A 17,164-nucleotide genomic window follows, 5' to 3' on the forward strand; every position below is an offset into this window, starting at 1 on the left:
CAAACCCCAGCCGAAGCGTTCGCAAAATTTGTTGGTGTTGGGGCCTAGGCCCCAACACCAACAAATTACAGAAAAACCTTATATAGCGGTTTCACAGGGGGTGTTGCATTTACTATTGCAATTTAAGAAACTTAATCTCGTACAAAATTTTACTATTTTAAGTTGACAAATGAATTGGTAATGACTATAATAAATTTTGTCGGTAAAAAAAGGTAGAGATTGAAATACATAATATTTTCTTAAGAATGCGGATGTAGTTTAGTGGTAAAGCATCCACCGAATAAACTACGAGTTGCCCCGAAGCACAAGCATCGTTGAATAAGCTAGAAGATGTAGGGGCATACAGTGCGGAATCAAAATTAAATATTTTTTCATGTACCATGCGGGTGTAGTTTAGTGGTAAAACCTCAGCCTTCCAAGCTGATGACGAGGGTTCGATTCCCTTCACCCGCTCCATATTTTGTCCCAGTAGCTCAGCTGGATAGAGCAACAGCCTTCTAAGCTGTGGGTCGCAGGTTCGAATCCTGCCTGGGACGTTAACGAACAAACAGGCTCAACCCTTTACATGTCAATGGGTTGAGCCTGTTTTAATAATAACCATTAGAACTTTATTTGACTAAAGTAAATGTCCAATTGGGGTTGAGTTGGGGTTGGATTAGTTTTTCCCCTTATTTTAAGTGGGTACATTATAATAGTAGAAACTCGTCATATTTAAAAAAATAGTGACTAATTTGTATAATGTTTATGAGGAAAATAAAAAGCATATGAATCAGTAATAGGTACGAGAAAATTTAATAGTGCTCCGTCGCAAGAGCACTTTGTTTAATTACTTTTTCTTTTCTTGTTTTTTTCTTTCCAAATATTCTTTGTGTTGCTCAGGAGTTACTTCCCAGCAAAACGCTTTTTTTCCAACATCCTTAGCATAAATTTTTCTACCTTTTACTGTGATAAACGCTCTACAAATTAACATTTTTTATCCGTCTCCTCTTCGATTTAGTAAAAAAACCTTGCAGAAGAGGGTAGATAATGGTACATTAGAATTATCAATTCGCCAAAATTGAATTTAATGTAGCGACTACTCATTATCTACAGTGTGTTCGTTACACAACCGTGGGCCCTCTGCAAGGCATGCGGTTTTTTAATTTTTGCCTCATATGTAACACCAACCTTTTATAATTTTAGTATTTTCATAGATTTTTCAGTTGAATATTTGCAACTTCAATTGAAACTGCACATTGCAATGATATCTCTCTTTCTGTTAGTCCTCTAATAATATTTGGTGGAGCCAATAATTCTCCTGCAAATGTGTTTGCCTGCCATTCCGGATCCTTGTACGCCGGAATCTTCACTTCTTTGTGATTTCTTGCTAGAGCAATTAAACTCGGTCTATGCATTATATAGTGTCCAATTTCGTGCGCAATGGTAAACCTGTCCCTACCTACACCATCAATTGCCCTATCATATACATCTTCCCTAATCATTATTTTATTTTCTTCAGGAAACGTTAACCCGTAATCATTAGGCATTTCACTAATAGAAGCAATTTCATAATTGTAATCATCATCAAATTGGCCAAGCCCATATTCAAAAAAATGGACTACAGGAAAACATGTTTCATCAAATAGTTCAAATTCTTTTCTTATAAAACTTGTCATTGCTCTAATCTTCTTTCTGGAAATAGGTTCAGCAATGAATGGACTCATGTACCCCCCTCCTTTTATTTCTTTTTATTTAATAAATTCTTAATGATTACTTTTTCCTCATCATTCATACCATCAATTTTTCTAGCTAAAGCTGTCATTAAGTTTTTATCATTATTATTCAAGTTTTTTAAATCCAACTTGCTTCTAATCTGGGATTCTTCTGCTGCATTTTTTAATTCTTTTCTTTGTCTTAAATCAAGTAAATACTTAGAAGATATTTCCTTTACCCAACTCTGAGGAACATTTCTTTTACCGTTTTCTACAGCAGATAAATAAGATGAAGTAACATCTAATTTTTTCGCCATATCTTTTAATAGTTCCCCATTATCGATCCTTAGTTTTCTACAAAACTTTCCGAATGGAGTTAACATGGGATATCTCCTTCCTAGTTTTATTATAATTATAATTTAACACAAGCTGTTTCTGTAGTCAACAAAAAAGTGTTGATTAGATTAACATGTTGATGAAATTAAAATTTATCCTATGAACATCAGTCCACAACAACACTAATCACATCACTAAACCTAACTCTGACCCCGTCATCAAAAATAACACAATCTCCAACGATGATGCTTTTTAATTTACCCTTAACCGTGCGGAAATTATGGTCTTTATAGTATTTTATTTTTAACGTTAAGCTGTTATGAATTGCCAGCTGCAGCTTTATGGAGTTTTCTTCAATCTGCTGCTCATCAAGAATAGGCTTTTCTTTCTTATCATCCTCTGCCCACATTTGATTCAGCATCTCCACATGCTCCGGCATCATTAAAGACGTCCATTTTATGCTTCCTCTATCGTTTGTCATGCTGTAGCCCTCCTGTCTGCTTTTTGCACCGACAGAATGTTATTTATTTTAAATGTACGCACCTGCTTACGATAATAACAATATGCTAAAATGCTGTTATCGTACTTATCCAATACCCGGATAAAACGCTGTGTCAAGTTATTATCGTCATCAATATAAATTATTTCCAACACTGCTTTGCTACTTATTGAACGGTTTATTAGACACATAACATCACCCCGACACAAGAACGTCTGTTCTTATTATAGCAGAAAATTATTATTTGTGTACTGTTATTTATTTACATTGAACTGAAAACGAGTCCTGGTTTTCCACGCCGGTGTTTTTAACAAATCATAAGAAGATTGTGCTACAATTTAATTATTAATTGTGATCTTAAGCTAAAGGGGCAGGTTTGTTAAAGAAGAGTGATAAAGTAATGTAAACAAGAATAAAGGATGGGATATTAAATAATGTTTAAAAATATAATTTACTTCGATTCGCAAAAAGTTGCAGGATACAGTGCTTTATTAAAAGGTGAAAGACAAGTTGATATTAGGAAGTTTAGGAAGAATACCTCTAAATCTGTTCGAGGGAGTATACCTATTGCATCAGGAAACTATGATAATGTCGATGAAGTTGAGGGAGAAATTGTAGATAATCCAATTTTTGATTGTAATGTATTTGAAGAGCTACTTGAAGAAAAAAGTGAAGATAACTATTTTGATATGATAGAAAATGAAGAATTCGATATTGAAACTGTTCCTAAAACTACAATTATACGTTTTGAAGGTGTTGTTAATATTCCTGAACAATTCGATATGATGGATTTGATTAACGATTTTAAACCTATGTTAACTAAACAAATGGATCTAAAAAATGAAGGAGAGGAAGAAATATTTAATAAAATCTTTGGGAAGGATAGTACAAAGATTCCTATGTTTTTTGATTGCGATAGCTTTGATAGGAGAGTTGGTTTTTCTAAGTTAAATTCAAATAATTTAAAATATCAATTGGCAGAGTTAGAGGACTTTGAAGACGAAGAAGTGACCATAATTGCTAAAGTATTGACTCGTAAAAAGGTGAAAAATACTCCTATAATTGTATTTGATGTAATGAAGGACTTATTTTCACTAAATAGAGCTATGAGAAGACAAATGGAAGACCAAGAAATCGAGGGTATTGAGAATATCAAGAGTACGGAAGATGTAGTTACTTTAGAAGTCTTAGCAATTTATCAGTAAGTAATATAATAAATATAGAGTTTGTGAAAGATTATATTTCAACTAACGGGCCAAATTGTTGAGAACATGATTTCAAGATAATATAAATGCATATATTTATATATTAAATTTTCTAATGCAACAACAAAAAGGCGGGGGACTGATGGCATATCATTTTGGATTAAAGGTACTTGAGGGCAAACGAGGATTGAAGTTAACACGAGAAAAGTATGCAATTGTTAATAATAAAAACTCAATCAGAGTTCGTTCTTCTAGAGATATTTATGCTGATGAAGAAGGTAAGATATACACGGAACAATGGTGTGAAAAACAACTTAAAGACTGTTTAGAGAATTTTGATTTAAATATGGAATATTTCTCTTTATTAAATCACGACGAATTTTGTACCGAAATAGAAGAGTTTCTTGGAGGTAATACTCAATTCACTGAGGTGTATGACCTTAATTTGTATGATGGAAAAGCAGGTTATTACGTAATGGTACTTGATGAATATTCACAAGTGTATATTGGAACAGGTAATGATATTAAAAGACGTATTAGACAGCATTGGTCGAATAGCAAATCCTTTGATCGCCTTCTATTTCCAATGGGTAATGTTGATTCTTCGATACTTTCAATTGATAGTTTTCGTGCTCTTGATACTACCAGGATTTATGCGTATGAAACAAACAAAACGTTTAGTAGTGAGGACAACTTCATAAATCAATTTTCAGCTAAATTCATATGTAATAGGATGGCTGGTGGGAAAGTTACTGGTGGTTTACTTCAGGGAATAACAATGATGAAAAAGCGAAATTTAAAAAGATAAATATTTGTTCGTAACAATAGAGCTGTTTCAAAGATTTCAACAATCGCGCGCGATTGTTGAATAAAATGTGAAATGATGTACTTAAAGTAAAGGGTTCTATATTTGTGCAGTTTAAGCCCAGGCGTGGAAAACCTGAGCTTAAACTTAATCATTAATAATCTACAGAGTAATTTAATTAAAAAGTACCTGCATTAAGCCTACATTGCATCTCTTCTACCACCATTGACGGCCGACTTAACACACCATCAACAATAGTTCCAAGGTATTCTTGTAACAACCTTACTGTTTGCGGTCCGAGTAAACCATCCACAGTTGCACCTACAAGCTCCTGCAAAGCACGAATAACCATGCTGTTACCGCTGGAACTAAACCGTACAGTATTACCGTACATTGCTTCAGTGACAGAGTTTCTACGTTGGTTACTTATGATATCGTCAACAGTTGTACCAAGCGCAACCTGTAACGCTCCTGTTGTAGCACCTCCCCACTTGCCATCAACTGTGAGGTTTGCACCTTTTGACTTGCTTGGAGATTTAGCGTTTCCACCGCCAGAGTCGCCAGATGAACCTTTAGACAATCCGAAATATGATGCAATGCCCTTCGCATGTGCCTGAGCAATTTTTTTCAGGTTGCTGTCTTTGCTTAAATAGTCTGCATCCTGTTTATTATCGATAAAGCCGTTTTCCGTTAGCACTGCCGGCATATTAGACTGCCTTAACACTGCAAAGTTAGCACGCTTTTTGCCGCGATTATTCCGAAACAGGGGAGCCAATTCAGCATGTAAGGAATCCCGCAGCCTGCCTGTGTCATTCCTTACATTACCGTTAAAAATAAAATCTTCGTACCCATGAGCACTCCCGTTAAAAGCGTTAATGTGGATAGACACAAAGATGTCAGCACCCCAGCTGTTAGCGTCATTAGTCCTATCAGTTAATGATGGGAAACTGTCATCGTTACGGGACATTCTAACACTTACACCACTATAATCATTCTGCAAATAGTTCCTTGTATAACGTGCTATTTTTAATACCAGATCCTTTTCCCGTAAACCATTTCCGGTTGCTCCTGGATCACTTCCACCATGACCAGGATCTAAATATACTTTAACCATTACTTATTAGCCTCCTTTTCTCCATCTAAATATTTTTGTGCTCGCTTCGCTTCAGGCGTCCAGTTATTATTTTTCCAGTGATTCCAAATCTCTGTACCCGCCAATGCAATAACAGATATACCTGCTACAATAGTCTCGTTGTCAAAAGGTAATAGCTCAATACCAAACATCATTGCTCCAGCATTAGCAAACACAACTGCCATAGCTACCAGACGCACCCATTTGTTATCAATTCTTTTAAGTTGTTTTCTCATCTCTGATCACCCCCTTTATCTAAATTATCCAATCGCTTATGAGCTTGTTTGGACCACACTAAAAAAATCTATCCAACCATGAAAAAGCCGCTATAACCACACCCAACCAGGCTGGCCATAAACGGCGCAAACTCCACTTATTTTCTTCAGCAATTGTTTGATCTTGTTTAATAGCTTCAATCTCTCTATCCCTTGAATCAAACATCATGTTAATTTCATTTCTGGGGACATAATTCTGATTCCAAATATCGAGCTTGTCGTTGATCGCGGTCATAGATTTATTAAGCTGTTTTAACTCAGTTTCAACAACGGCTAACCTTTCAGCATTATCCATTTCTTTAGCCTCCTGTGTCATACTGACCCCCTCACTACTCAGACATAATAAATAGGAAGTCTGTAGGCTCCCCCGTATTTCCCCATATAAAAAAGCACCTCGTTTGAGATGCTTTTACAAATTATCTACTTGACTTAATTCGTTATTAAATTATGAATTTGTATTATTTGTTTTCCTAAAGGATTTATCCAATTTCCTCCACTATCTGTCGTATTGTTAAACTCAATAACCTCTTCTTGTATTCCAAAAGATAGATTAACTTTAGTATCTGCAGAAACTTTTAATAATACATTTTCTAACTGGTTGTATTTATACTCCCTAATGATAATGTTTTCTATATAATTTTTTCTACCCGTTTCAATTTCTACAACTTTCATTCTTGATTGATTGAAGAAATATAGCTTATCAGCAATTTCTGGTTGAAAAAATCCCTTTGCATAAAACGTATCTTCTTTTGGAATTAATTTTAACCCTTGAGTACGCTCTTCAAAACCATTTATTTGATCCTGCAACCCAAGACCAATAAAGTCTCCGAACGATTTAAAATAGGATTCAACATTCACGGTTGTCATATTTTATATCCCCCTCCTAATTACCTATTCTACAAAAAGGGACAAAGTCCTGCTTTTTATTAAAAAAGAGCACCGAAGGACTCACTTTATGCTGAAACAAATTCTGCTTTATTCATGGCTATCTGCTGATCATCCGCACTTACAAAAGATGCTCCAGAAAACAACAATGTTATTCCCAATGCGACAGCTACAATTTTCTTTTTCATTGATACGCCTCCTTCTCAGAGATAATAAAGATTATATTCGCTGTCGGGGAGATAATTTGCTTTTTTAATCATAAAAAAATAACGCCTAAGCGTTAATCTCATTCAACAAATGTTCTTTTGACATAGCTTCTAACTGATCAATAGCTTCATTGTTCTCGTATTCCTCGGCTGACAGTTCAAAATTTCCATTTACATTTACGCTGCGATTTTCCGTTTTTGCAGAATACACAACCTGCACCCCAGAAACTTCACCATCTTTATATTTTGTGTTAACTGATCTAATTTGGAAATCCATTTATTTTTCCTCCTTTAAAATAGTCTGTAATAACCCTAATGTGCGCGGCTTAATTTCTTCCCCTAAATCTGACAGATTTAATTTCTTTAAATTGATTTCGACTTCCTGCTCCAGTAGTTCATTCATTTCTTTTTTAAATGATTCCCTTTTTTTCTCATCAGGAATACGCCCGTCATTCGTGATATGTTCTTTATACTTTTCTGTAACTTTCTTTCGCACTTCATTGGAAGGCTCTAATTCATCACCTACCTTTTTAAAACTTTGCTGAATAGAAAAAGCTACCGAAGTTGGCAGCTCCTTATCCAAAATATCATTTAATCCGGCTTTTAAATCATATAAATCTTTTACAGCTAGCTTCATTATGCCACTCCCTTTTCTAATTTTTCGACTCTGCTATCTAAGTCATTCAGTTTATTATCATGAATTATCAATTGTTCATTATGAAGAATTAACTTTTCGTTGTGATCGTCTGTAATCGGAATTAGAAGTGTCCAAAGTCTATCGTACATAACACTTTGTACAACGCCATTCTCATCATGTTCCACAAATTGCCCTAATCCAACATCAACCACATCTTCAGAGACTATTCCTGGAATTCTTACTACATCTGTAACTCCATTAAAAAAAACATTTTCTCCATGATCTTGTTTTGTTAGTAACCTTGAATATTCCTCTGTGTTCGCCTTGTCGTACCAATCTTTTACCTCTATATCTAAAATGAGGTAAGGGTCTACTTTAATTGGTTCCTCAACAAGTTTATTTCTCCTTGCAGATGTAGAGCGGTATATAACTGCCGCAGACCCCATACGTAAATTAGCCGGATTGGTCGATTCATTGGCATAAGACTGAGGACTAACTATTGACCCATCATTTCTTATCTCGAATTCTGATCTATCCAAATTGCCGTTTGTATGAGAGTAAACCCTAAAAGGATTTCTTCCGTTTGCCTTATTTCCAAAGACAGTAAAGTCCCTCGAACTTCCACCTTGTGAAATAACGTGCTGATCACCTATTTCGAGACCATCATCCAAGTCATAACCATTAGGAAGTTTTAAATTTCCTGGTAGATTAAAATTATTTACATTTAAGGTTAAAGCGGCTGGGCCATTGACCAAAAATGAACTCTTTTCTTCTACAAAATTCAATCTTTCCAGCTCGCTATCAATATCGATTTGGTTGGCGAAAAAACGTAAGTTCCCATCCCTGCCACTTAAAATCATAATGTCATCACCGAATATAAATGATCTATCATCTACTGTTCCTGGTTTACCTAACCTAATTTCATTTCCAACTTGAATAGCAGTATCAATGTTGATACTACCTGCAACCATATCACCTTCAAAAGTACCTTTTGCCGCTTGTAGCTCTCCAGCAAAAGTCGCATCCTGCCCGAAAACATGCCCATCAAAATTAATCTGATCAGCGTCAAACGTAAATGAACCAGCCTCCTGTGTGAATATGGAACGCACATCATCGGCTTCTACTTTAGCCGTGATTTCTCCTTCCAGTCCATCAATTCTAAATAAAGCTCCAGTCACACTTTCACCAAGATCATCTACAACACTTGACTCGGCCTTCGCTTCAATCAATCCAGCCTGTGTATTTATTTGACCCTCTGCAGTCTCCACGCGGCCTTCAAGTGCATGAAATGTAATACTTGTAACCCTGTCATTTATCCAGCCTTCATGCTGTTGTCGGAAGGATTCAATGTGTTCAAATTCCTGTATAATGTCGTCTTGATCTGTACTGTATTCAGTCTTTGTAACCCTGTCCTCAATTAAATCAGCATGCTGTATTCGTGCGGTTTCCAAGTCTGATATTTCTGTACCGTGGTCACTTACGGTTTGAGTGAGACTGGATACATTTCCTTCAATACCTTCTACATTTACAGACAAACTACTTAAATCTCGGCTAACCTGGGTAACATCACCTTCCAAGCTCTCTACAGTACTACTTTCGGCTTTTGCTTCGACTTCACCAGCTAAAACAGATAATTCACCACTTATTGACGACACATCACCGCTAATTGTATCTACTTCATCCTGACTGGCTTTAAAGCTAATAGCTTCTGCATTAGCACCAATATCAATGCCATGCTGTGTGATGATACCGTCAATGTCCTCGATCTCACTAATAACCAAATTCAAGTTACCTTCTACAGTATCAAGGTCAGTTTCGACAGTGACGATTCTTCCTTCCTGATCGTCCACTGCATCTATTAAACCTGCAGCAGTATCGTTTAAACCATCTACAATCCCCTCTAAGGTGTCTACGGTATCGCCGTCAGCTTTTAACTGCAATTGACCGTCAACGTACTCAACGCCTACTTTATCCGCTAAATCGTCGCCGATCTCCTGCATTTTTGCGTTATAGGCTTCCCAGTCTACAGCATTTTCATCTGTATAATCATTGGCATTTTGTTCAGCTTCATCGGCTCTATCGTCGGCATGACCTTTAGCGTTATCCTCGGCACGATCAGCTTTATCTGAAGCATCTTTTGCAGCATCATCACGAACAATATCGTCCTGGTCATCAGCGTGTTCCTTTGCTACTCTTTCAGCTTCATTGGCTTTATCTGTAGCATCCTGACTAGCCTCATCTTTTACAATCTCGTCTTGATCTTCGGCATGCTTTTCTGCATCTTCCCGAGCCTGATCAGATTTATCAGAAGCATCACGTTTGGCCTCTTCATCATAAACAATATCCTGATTATCTGCGTGTTCTTTAGCGCTTTGTTCTGCCTGGTAAGCTTCTTCACCTGCGTATTCTTTAGATTCGTCAAGGATTTCAAGAGCCTGCTCAATACGTGCTCTTTCTTCCTCGGATAAGCGTTCATCGCCATACTCCATAGCCTCGCGCATCCGCTCAACAGCTAAACGCGCAGGAAGTTCCTGCTGTTCAACGCCTTTCAAATCGTCAAATTCACGCTTAATTTTGTTGATTAAAGTTGGCTGCGCTTCTCCGAAAACAGCCTCCAAGATAAACCCACCGGGCTCATGGATTTCTTTAAACTCGGTGATGGGAGCGTTCATTGTGATGTTCCATTTTTTATTAAAGACTTCGACTACATCGCCCAAACGAAAATCTGTTTCATATTCAAAAGGTGTGGACATGGCAAAGTCATTATTGCGATTAATGCTTGGAGTGAGTATTTGAGCTTCCAAATAAAACGTAGTCTCAAACTCTCTCATCCTACGTTGACCACGTTCAATTAACAGCTGTTCGTATTCTTCAGGTGGAAGGTCTTCTTCTGTTTCCTCGTCTTCTTCGCTGACATCCCTGGCATCAATAAAGACTTCGTGTAAATCAATGCCTTCACTTTTTCCGACTTTGACAATCTTACGTTCGACGCCTTCACCCTGACCGCCTACATAAGCCACATTTTTATAGTTTAAATCGGAATCAACAAACTGCTGCGTCTTTATCGTGGAAAAATCAGGACTAAAAAAGACAGGCTGCAAACCTGCTTCATTGTCCTGGGTAACGTCTCGGGGCTCCACAACGTCAAATATCCATTTCCCACGTTCCATATCAGCATACATAACCCAACCAAGATTGGCCTGCTTGCTTATTGCAGTCAGTTCATCTGAGACATTCTTATACCGTGATTCCCATTCTACATGAGCGCCGCGGTTTTTGTTTTCTGCTATTTCTATAAAGTCTATTTTTCTATCAGGGTCAACAGGATTAACAAAATGATTTTCGACATAGTGTTTCATGACCGTTTCCGCATTACCTGACTTCCTGTCATGTGACGTATCTGCAGGTGGAATTGTTGCTCTTTGAACTAATACGCCTTCAAGCGTAACACCAGTGACACGCCAGTTTTCTGTGATCTTGCCGTTTTGGTCAAGTGCTATTTCTCGATGACGGATAAGCATTGCTTTGTCCTCACGCTTATCCAGAACAATCAGATTACCTTTTACGAAGTACTCGGCACCTTCTACATATTGGTTGATATGCAATTCAAACTCGCCCACTTCATAAAACCTCGGCATAAACTGTAAGGACAAATAGTTATCAGTTTCAGTTAAAAAAGATAAGTCTTTTGAATAAACTCGAATAGGTTTCATCGCCATCTTCCTTTTACAAAATAGCCCAGCACGACCCTTGCGCTGTCATGATTAGTTGTGCTCAAAACTCTAAAACTAGGGGTGGATGATCCTGTACTGGATGATGCAGCCCAAATATTAAATACAGACTGTTCACGTGGGAAGATATTAAAATAGTGTATTTCCTCAAAGTTTTTGTCTAATGGTAATACAAAGTTATCGTCAGCACGCCAAATATCACTGCTTCCAATTGCAGAATCAATTGCAATATTACCCAAGTCTATAACGCCATGATATTCCATTGAGCCATCCGTGTACTGTACCCAGTGATTATTTCCATGTCTGCCTTTATCAAATACCATTATTTCTTCCTGCCATCTGCCCCATATGCTAGATGACGATGTGGTATTGGACTGACGGCTAAACTTGCCGTACACCTGGTAATCATTGTTTTGTGACCAGTCAAAAACCGTAAATGTCTGTACGCCCGATCCTGCCCGGTCAATGTTTAAGTCAACCCTTGCACGTAAATTGGATAACCCTCGACCATAATCACTTGGACTAATGCCAATACTGTTCATCCACTCCTGCAATTCATCTCCGTTATTTTCACCGTGGAGTCTAAAGCCGTAAACTCCGGGGTCAAATGCTGAAGATGCTCTCTGCGGACTGTATATATCCACGCTATCAAGCTGGGAAGAAACTGTTGGTGTTAATCGTACTCTGCCACAAGCATCCGGATCCCCGCGTTCGTCTGTGATTTGTGAGTCATCAATGAATGATTTCCCTGCTTCAATCCATACTTGGGCAAGCGATATTTCCCAAACATAATCATTTCTTGTTAATTCGGGCGGTTCCGGGTTGCTCCCCTCGCTGCCTTTTTTAATAAACGCCCTAATGCTCCTTACATCAATATCACGATTCAACCTTAAAACAATTCGATCTATACGGTCATTCGTTGCGCTTGCTGTATCGTGTGTTAAATTAAAACTTGCTGTATTGGTATATTCATGACCTTGTATAAAAGCACTACCAGGCTGTATGGTAATGTTCATTGAGTTACTTGATGATGTGGCTAGCCCATCAAAAAAGCCATCACCCAGGAAGTTTATAAAAAACTGTGCAAAGTCATTCGCCTGGTACGTTCTTTCGTCACCAGCGACACTATTGAAAAAACGTGATAGTTCTGCCATTTAACCAACTCCTTTCTAAATCCCAACATATTGTGAATTCCAACTAATAGCAGCAATAGCCTCAGCTATACCCTCATCAGCCGTATACCGCAATTCATTATCGCCAACCTGCAGCTGCCAAAAATCGCTATTATGATCGACATAACCCATAGCTTTTATAATCTGATTCGAGCGATGTATCTCCACTCGCTTTGCCTGGGGATTCGTATCAATATAAAGCACTTCCTCGGCTCCGATTCTCGTATTAACCTGCATGTATTCGCCTGTTGTGCGGTTTTCAATTATCGGGCGTGTGATCGGACCTTGTATTGTGATTATTACAGGCGCGGATGTGTCTCCCTCGTTATTGATTGTTGTAATGTCTCCCTCGATTCCAAACTGCACCGGGAAAGTAAACGGAAAAGTGAACTTTCCTTCGTATGCTCTGAGTGATCGGCTGACTTGCTGTGGATCTCGCCAATATGGAAAAGGCGCCCTCAAATTGATTAATGTTTTTTGAAAGGTCCTTCCTCTGTTGGTTCGGCCATCCGGGAAAAAGGGTACTGCTTCAACTAAAACACTAATTTCTTTGGTTCCATCTTCACCGACATATTGAAGCATTCCCACCCCTAGCTTGGGATTAAAAATAGATGAAACATTACGCCTGTTGTTCGTCAATTCTGCTTGATCATTGCCCGTTATCTTAAATTCAACTTCAATCGGTTTATCTTCTAAAATAGAATCCAAAGGCATTGCACCATCTTGGTAAGGAGTTCTTTCCATTTGATTATCCGCTTCAGTGCCGCCCAATCCATCAACACGCATTAGCCGGAACGGGGAACCAAACATTTCTATTGACTGGCCTCTCGAATTCGTATATATCAACTTGAACATGTTAAAACCCCGTTTCCATAGCTAAGCGCTGTTGTTGTTGTTTATTTTTCCTCGCCACTTCACTTGGTGTAGATTCGTCCCTTGTAAAATAATTATTAATCTGCGGTGCATAAGACCGGCTGTTATTAACAGTAGATTGTCTATTGATAGTTTGACTTCCTCCACCCGTAAAAGCCATGCTGTTCGTTCCTAAAGCCATTTCTGGGGTGGATGTTTTTAAAACCGGTATATCCGGCATAGACATTCTTGCCATGTCCTCTGAAGCCTGTACTACATCCCTAATTTTAGAGCGCAAACCTAATAGATAACCCTCTCCGGTATCTTCCCCGATTTTCATCGTCACCCGGGATGGAGATCGTGTTTGCAATGCGCCTCTCATAACGCCTGCGACACTTCCGGCAATCCTTCTTGCAGTCGATAACACGCTGCCCTCGTTATTATTAAGCCCTGTATTCAACCCGGACATTGCATTTGCTCCGATACTGCTAAAATCGCCACTAGTATTATCAAATGGATCTAACATATCTTGAGCAAACCTGTTTAATCCAGTGAAAACTACATCGGAAGTGTTATCAATACCGTTCATCATTTCATTAGGTACTATTTTCCCGATATTTTCAAATCCGGCATTATACATTTCAGACCGCATCGTTGCGGAACTTTCATCAACGTGGTCGACCATCATATCAACAGCATTGTCAAAGCCCTCACCCATGTTTTCTTTATAAGCATCGATGGCTGTTTGAGTGTTATCATCATATCCTTTTGCTAACTCTTCAAGCGATCCGATCTGTTCATCACTGGAATCATCCAAAGCTTTGGCCATCTCTGCAAGTTCTCCAGCGTGATCAATGCCGAGTTGGTCAACCCATTTCATGAAGCCTGTATGACCTTCTTTAGATGCCCATTCCATAATGGCAGCCCGATTTTCTCCCCACTCTTCAGTGGCCTGCCGGTTATGCTCCATGTTTTCTATCATTTCATCAAGCGAGTATTCCGATTCAGTAGATATACGATCAAATGCATTTGTGGCTGTTTCTACCAGGCTTTCATATGATTCTTTCATTCTGTCAAAAGTTTCTTGCTGTTCCTCAGACAAATCTTCGTACGAGGAAATCATGTTCAGGTTACTTTCTTCAATAGCATCAGTCATGTTCTTTGTTGATATGGCAACCTGTTCTTCTGTTTCAGCCTGTTGTACCTTTAAATCGTCAAGAGTTCCTGTCAACTCTTGCTCTTGTTCGTCCAAATCGGCAATAGCATTTGCATATTCTCCAGACCGCACGGAGCCATCTCTCAGACCTTCATTCCATTCTTCTCTCAATTTGTTTACTTCTTCTAGCTGCATTCCAATGTCATTTCGTTCCTGCTCAATTTCATTCAAGCGTTCTTGTGCAGCAATTCCGCTTTCTTCCGCTTTCATGAGATCGACACGCGCTTGAAGTTCCTGAGATGTCATATTCATTGCGTCAGCTTGTTCGTCATATGATAGATTCAAGCCTTCAACAGATCCGTTTAATTCCTCGATGTACCGGGATAACATTTGCTTCTCGCCGGCAGACTTATTTTCCTTATTGGCTAACTCATCTATTTTGTCTGCAAGATCACTGTTAGCTTGTGCGGTATCCTGTATGTCTTTTTGGTTATTTTGGTATGCATCAGAAGATTCTTGTACAGATTCATTCAGTGCATCAGTGGCATCGCCTAATTCCTCTGTTTCATCTTGTAGCCTTTCTGCCTCTGCACTTGTGCGGTTGAACCAACTAACTACCGTTACAGCAGCGCCTACTAATGCACCGATCCCAGCTGTAACCCAACCAACGGGGCCAGTTAAAAACCTCATAGCAGCACCAAGCACTCTGGCGGCCGCCGCTTTTGCCAACATAGCAGCTTGTGCAAACGTAATCTGCCTTGTAAGCAATAATTCGGCAGCGGTAGCCGCTGCTATCAATGCCGACCTTGCTCTTGTTGCTGCGGCCGACACTTTAGCTGCTGCCGCGTTAGTGAGATAACCTGTAGTGTTTTCCATGATTGCCAAGGTGTACGCTTTTTTGACAGCAGTAACAGCAGCAGTAACAGCCTGTGACGCTTTCAATGCATCTGCTGTTCGATTTATGACCGAGTGCATAGCATAAGCGGATGCCATGCCGATTAATACCGGTGATAAGGCTTCAATCACAGGGAGTGCAGCACTAACTGTATTAGCAAATCCTTTTACAAATGGAGTCGCACTTTCAATAGCGTTTCCAACCACATCAAAAGCAGCAACGGTAACATCTTTCATGCCGTCAATATTCTCTGCAATAGAATTTCCTGTGACCTCTCGTGACAAATGATCAAAGGATTCTATTACCCTTGTAATACCTCTGGCTACCGCGTACCTCAAGTTTCCAAAAGATGTGGAAATCCCCAAGCTGTTTTCTCTTGCCAATCCTGCCAATTCGCCTGTTCCTGTGCCGACTTCGATTAATTTATCATTAAACTGATCCATCGTTATTTCGCCGTCTCGTAAAGCAGCATATAGATTATTTGTTGCGCTACTGCCAGCATACCCAAATGCTTCGGCAACCTTCACAAGTCCGACGTTCATCGTTTCTTGTAATGTGCGCCACTGTTGCATATCCATATTTCCAGTTTGTAATGCTTGGATATATTGTTCCGTACCACGTCTCGCATCGTTTGCGCTTGCGCTGGAACTGAGTAAAGCATTATTTACAGCTAAAGCAGAGTCTGCCGCTTTATCAGCATCATCAAATGCCGTGTACATACGCTGAGTGGTGTTCGTGATGTCATCCAATTTGGTTGGTAGACCATCTATGCCATCAGAAAGCCTTGTTACAGCTTGCTCTGAATCGTCAGCCGATGCGCCCAAACCTTCAAGCACTTTTGGAAATTGGTCCATTGTGTCAAACCGCGCTATGGCATCGTCCATGGATCGCCTTAATACTTGAAAAGCCGCGGCACCTACAGCAACCAATCCTAATGCAGAGGCAAACTTTTTAACCTTGCTTCCGGCTTTTTGAGATTCATTACCAGCACCTTTGACACCCTCTTCGGTTTCTTTTGCGCCATCTCCCGCTTTACGTCCGGCGGCATCCAGGTTGTCTAGGCTGGTAGTTGCTACATCAACTTGCTTGCCGTCCACTTCCAGCGATATTCTGATGCTTCCGTCACTCATTCGTCCACCTCCTCCAGCGCATACTCCTTTTGCAATTCACGCATTTGTTGTTTATATTCGCTTGAATCACCTTTTGACGGCTTCCACGCTCTAATCTGTACAATCCGTTGCATGATGGTGCTTTGTGGTAAACCATGCAATAAAGAGCGAAAAAGACTCCAGTGAAGTTTCCCTTGCAATTTATATAAATCCATTTGATAAGCCTGCAAAAAACTGGAATAGATAAACCCAGCATCTTGTTCAAAGTCTATGAAGTTTTCTTTTTCATCCTCTTGTACAGGCATTGGGTTGTTGTTCAGGTCATATTCAATCGGTCTGCTACTTTTGCTATCAATAAATTCATCGTAGATATAATTCCATAGTTCTATTGCTTCAACGCCTTCGAGGGGTTCATTTAAAAGTAATTCTAAGTTAATCTCGGCTTTTTCATGATCTCTTAAGGTGTTGTCACTCAAAACGTCAAAAGTATCAAGAACAGTGTCAAATGCAAGATTAATGTTGTACTCTTTTTCGTTATAAACAAAAGAAGTGACCAGATTGTCGTTTAATCGCATCTA

General features: G+C 39.0%; 18 protein-coding genes and 2 tRNA genes. 4 read left to right on the top strand and 16 right to left on the bottom strand.

The features are described 5' to 3' along the window. Nucleotides 1-382 precede the first annotated feature (382 nt). Both ACDX78_RS10190 and ACDX78_RS10195 read left to right on the top strand, forming a co-directional pair. Nucleotides 383-456, top strand: a tRNA-Gly gene (locus ACDX78_RS10190). Between the two features lie 6 nt (nt 457-462). Beyond that, nucleotides 463-536, top strand: a tRNA-Arg gene (locus tag ACDX78_RS10195). A 290-nt stretch (nt 537-826) separates the two neighbouring features. On the opposite strand, the gene ACDX78_RS10200 is transcribed toward ACDX78_RS10195, so the two are convergent. From ACDX78_RS10200 to ACDX78_RS10220, 5 genes are all read right to left on the bottom strand, one after another. Next, on the bottom strand, nt 827-970 hold the full coding sequence (locus tag ACDX78_RS10200) for a hypothetical protein (protein ID WP_486027555.1): 144 nt from the start codon (nt 968-970) through the stop codon (nt 827-829). 217 nt (nt 971-1,187) lie between these two features. Next, entirely contained in the window at nt 1,188-1,703 is a 516-nt protein-coding gene (locus ACDX78_RS10205) for an ImmA/IrrE family metallo-endopeptidase (RefSeq protein WP_486027557.1), read from the bottom strand. A gap of 14 nt (nt 1,704-1,717) precedes the next feature. Continuing rightward, nucleotides 1,718-2,074: a helix-turn-helix domain-containing protein gene (locus ACDX78_RS10210; protein WP_486027558.1), complete on the bottom strand. Its 357-nt coding sequence runs from the start codon at nt 2,072-2,074 to the stop codon at nt 1,718-1,720. A gap of 119 nt (nt 2,075-2,193) precedes the next feature. Beyond that, nucleotides 2,194-2,508 (bottom strand): YolD-like family protein, encoded by a 315-nt coding sequence (locus ACDX78_RS10215; protein ID WP_486027560.1) that lies wholly within the window; start codon nt 2,506-2,508, stop codon nt 2,194-2,196. Next, nucleotides 2,505-2,681, bottom strand: a complete 177-nt coding sequence (locus ACDX78_RS10220; RefSeq protein WP_486027562.1) for a hypothetical protein — start codon at nt 2,679-2,681, stop codon at nt 2,505-2,507. Before ACDX78_RS10220 ends, ACDX78_RS10215 begins: the two co-directional genes overlap by 4 nt. A gap of 279 nt (nt 2,682-2,960) precedes the next feature. On the opposite strand from ACDX78_RS10220, the gene ACDX78_RS10225 reads away from it, so the two are divergent. Together ACDX78_RS10225 and ACDX78_RS10230 are read left to right on the top strand one after the other, a co-directional pair. Continuing rightward, the gene (locus ACDX78_RS10225; protein ID WP_486027564.1) at nt 2,961-3,731 is read left to right on the top strand and encodes a DUF6414 family protein; all 771 of its coding nucleotides are present in this window, start codon (nt 2,961-2,963) and stop codon (nt 3,729-3,731) included. A 142-nt stretch (nt 3,732-3,873) separates the two neighbouring features. Continuing rightward, on the top strand, nt 3,874-4,539 hold the full coding sequence (locus ACDX78_RS10230) for a hypothetical protein (RefSeq protein ID WP_486027565.1): 666 nt from the start codon (nt 3,874-3,876) through the stop codon (nt 4,537-4,539). A 175-nt stretch (nt 4,540-4,714) separates the two neighbouring features. On the opposite strand, the gene ACDX78_RS10235 is transcribed toward ACDX78_RS10230, so the two are convergent. The 11 genes from ACDX78_RS10235 to ACDX78_RS10285 form a co-directional block, all read right to left on the bottom strand. After that, entirely contained in the window at nt 4,715-5,650 is a 936-nt protein-coding gene (locus ACDX78_RS10235; RefSeq protein ID WP_486027566.1) for an N-acetylmuramoyl-L-alanine amidase family protein, read from the bottom strand. Next, the gene (locus ACDX78_RS10240; protein WP_486027568.1) at nt 5,650-5,904 is read right to left on the bottom strand and encodes a phage holin; all 255 of its coding nucleotides are present in this window, start codon (nt 5,902-5,904) and stop codon (nt 5,650-5,652) included. Before ACDX78_RS10240 ends, ACDX78_RS10235 begins: the two co-directional genes overlap by 1 nt. A 58-nt stretch (nt 5,905-5,962) precedes the next feature. Continuing rightward, complete coding sequence (locus tag ACDX78_RS10245; protein ID WP_486027569.1) at nt 5,963-6,238, bottom strand: hypothetical protein; 276 nt, start codon at nt 6,236-6,238, stop codon at nt 5,963-5,965. 134 nt (nt 6,239-6,372) lie between these two features. Further along, complete coding sequence (locus ACDX78_RS10250) at nt 6,373-6,810, bottom strand: DUF3908 family protein (protein ID WP_486027571.1); 438 nt, start codon at nt 6,808-6,810, stop codon at nt 6,373-6,375. A 291-nt stretch (nt 6,811-7,101) separates the two neighbouring features. Continuing rightward, a complete protein-coding gene (locus ACDX78_RS10255; RefSeq protein ID WP_486027573.1) occupies nt 7,102-7,311 on the bottom strand; it encodes a hypothetical protein in 210 nt (69 codons plus the stop codon). Next, nucleotides 7,312-7,671, bottom strand: coding sequence for a hypothetical protein (locus ACDX78_RS10260; protein WP_486027575.1), 360 nt, complete (start codon nt 7,669-7,671; stop codon nt 7,312-7,314). Continuing rightward, entirely contained in the window at nt 7,671-11,384 is a 3,714-nt protein-coding gene (locus ACDX78_RS10265) for a Gp37-like protein (RefSeq protein WP_486027577.1), read from the bottom strand. The genes ACDX78_RS10260 and ACDX78_RS10265 overlap by 1 nt, the downstream gene beginning before the upstream one ends. Beyond that, entirely contained in the window at nt 11,381-12,556 is a 1,176-nt protein-coding gene (locus tag ACDX78_RS10270; RefSeq protein WP_486027579.1) for a hypothetical protein, read from the bottom strand. Before ACDX78_RS10270 ends, ACDX78_RS10265 begins: the two co-directional genes overlap by 4 nt. 15 nt (nt 12,557-12,571) lie before the next feature. Continuing rightward, the gene (locus ACDX78_RS10275; protein WP_486027581.1) at nt 12,572-13,429 is read right to left on the bottom strand and encodes a phage distal tail protein; all 858 of its coding nucleotides are present in this window, start codon (nt 13,427-13,429) and stop codon (nt 12,572-12,574) included. A 1-nt stretch (nt 13,430) separates the two neighbouring features. Next, nucleotides 13,431-16,607: a tape measure protein gene (locus tag ACDX78_RS10280; RefSeq protein WP_486027583.1), complete on the bottom strand. Its 3,177-nt coding sequence runs from the start codon at nt 16,605-16,607 to the stop codon at nt 13,431-13,433. Next, nucleotides 16,604-17,161 carry a Gp15 family bacteriophage protein gene (locus ACDX78_RS10285; RefSeq protein WP_486027585.1) on the bottom strand — a complete coding sequence of 186 codons (558 nt, stop codon included), beginning with the start codon at nt 17,159-17,161 and terminating at the stop codon, nt 16,604-16,606. The genes ACDX78_RS10280 and ACDX78_RS10285 overlap by 4 nt, the downstream gene beginning before the upstream one ends. Nucleotides 17,162-17,164: the final 3 nt, after the last annotated feature.

It is taken from the genome of Virgibacillus oceani, assembly GCF_041521345.1.
Taxonomy (GTDB): domain Bacteria; phylum Bacillota; class Bacilli; order Bacillales; family Amphibacillaceae; genus Virgibacillus_N; species Virgibacillus_N oceani_A.

Excerpts from the sequence above, each read along its gene's own strand:
- ACDX78_RS10200 (WP_486027555.1), bottom strand. The coding sequence starts at position 970 with ATGTTAATTTGTAGAGCGTTTATCACAGTAAAAGGTAGAAAAATTTAT.
- ACDX78_RS10205 (WP_486027557.1), bottom strand. The coding sequence starts at position 1,703 with ATGAGTCCATTCATTGCTGAACCTATTTCCAGAAAGAAGATTAGAGCA.
- ACDX78_RS10210 (WP_486027558.1), bottom strand. The coding sequence starts at position 2,074 with ATGTTAACTCCATTCGGAAAGTTTTGTAGAAAACTAAGGATCGATAAT.
- ACDX78_RS10215 (WP_486027560.1), bottom strand. The coding sequence starts at position 2,508 with ATGACAAACGATAGAGGAAGCATAAAATGGACGTCTTTAATGATGCCG.
- ACDX78_RS10225 (WP_486027564.1), top strand. The coding sequence starts at position 2,961 with ATGTTTAAAAATATAATTTACTTCGATTCGCAAAAAGTTGCAGGATAC.
- ACDX78_RS10230 (WP_486027565.1), top strand. The coding sequence starts at position 3,874 with ATGGCATATCATTTTGGATTAAAGGTACTTGAGGGCAAACGAGGATTG.
- ACDX78_RS10235 (WP_486027566.1), bottom strand. The coding sequence starts at position 5,650 with ATGGTTAAAGTATATTTAGATCCTGGTCATGGTGGAAGTGATCCAGGA.
- ACDX78_RS10240 (WP_486027568.1), bottom strand. The coding sequence starts at position 5,904 with ATGAGAAAACAACTTAAAAGAATTGATAACAAATGGGTGCGTCTGGTA.
- ACDX78_RS10245 (WP_486027569.1), bottom strand. The coding sequence starts at position 6,238 with ATGGATAATGCTGAAAGGTTAGCCGTTGTTGAAACTGAGTTAAAACAG.
- ACDX78_RS10250 (WP_486027571.1), bottom strand. The coding sequence starts at position 6,810 with ATGACAACCGTGAATGTTGAATCCTATTTTAAATCGTTCGGAGACTTT.
- ACDX78_RS10255 (WP_486027573.1), bottom strand. The coding sequence starts at position 7,311 with ATGGATTTCCAAATTAGATCAGTTAACACAAAATATAAAGATGGTGAA.
- ACDX78_RS10260 (WP_486027575.1), bottom strand. The coding sequence starts at position 7,671 with ATGAAGCTAGCTGTAAAAGATTTATATGATTTAAAAGCCGGATTAAAT.
- ACDX78_RS10265 (WP_486027577.1), bottom strand. The coding sequence starts at position 11,384 with ATGAAACCTATTCGAGTTTATTCAAAAGACTTATCTTTTTTAACTGAA.
- ACDX78_RS10270 (WP_486027579.1), bottom strand. The coding sequence starts at position 12,556 with ATGGCAGAACTATCACGTTTTTTCAATAGTGTCGCTGGTGACGAAAGA.
- ACDX78_RS10275 (WP_486027581.1), bottom strand. The coding sequence starts at position 13,429 with ATGTTCAAGTTGATATATACGAATTCGAGAGGCCAGTCAATAGAAATG.
- ACDX78_RS10280 (WP_486027583.1), bottom strand. The coding sequence starts at position 16,607 with ATGAGTGACGGAAGCATCAGAATATCGCTGGAAGTGGACGGCAAGCAA.
- ACDX78_RS10285 (WP_486027585.1), bottom strand. The coding sequence starts at position 17,161 with ATGCGATTAAACGACAATCTGGTCACTTCTTTTGTTTATAACGAAAAA.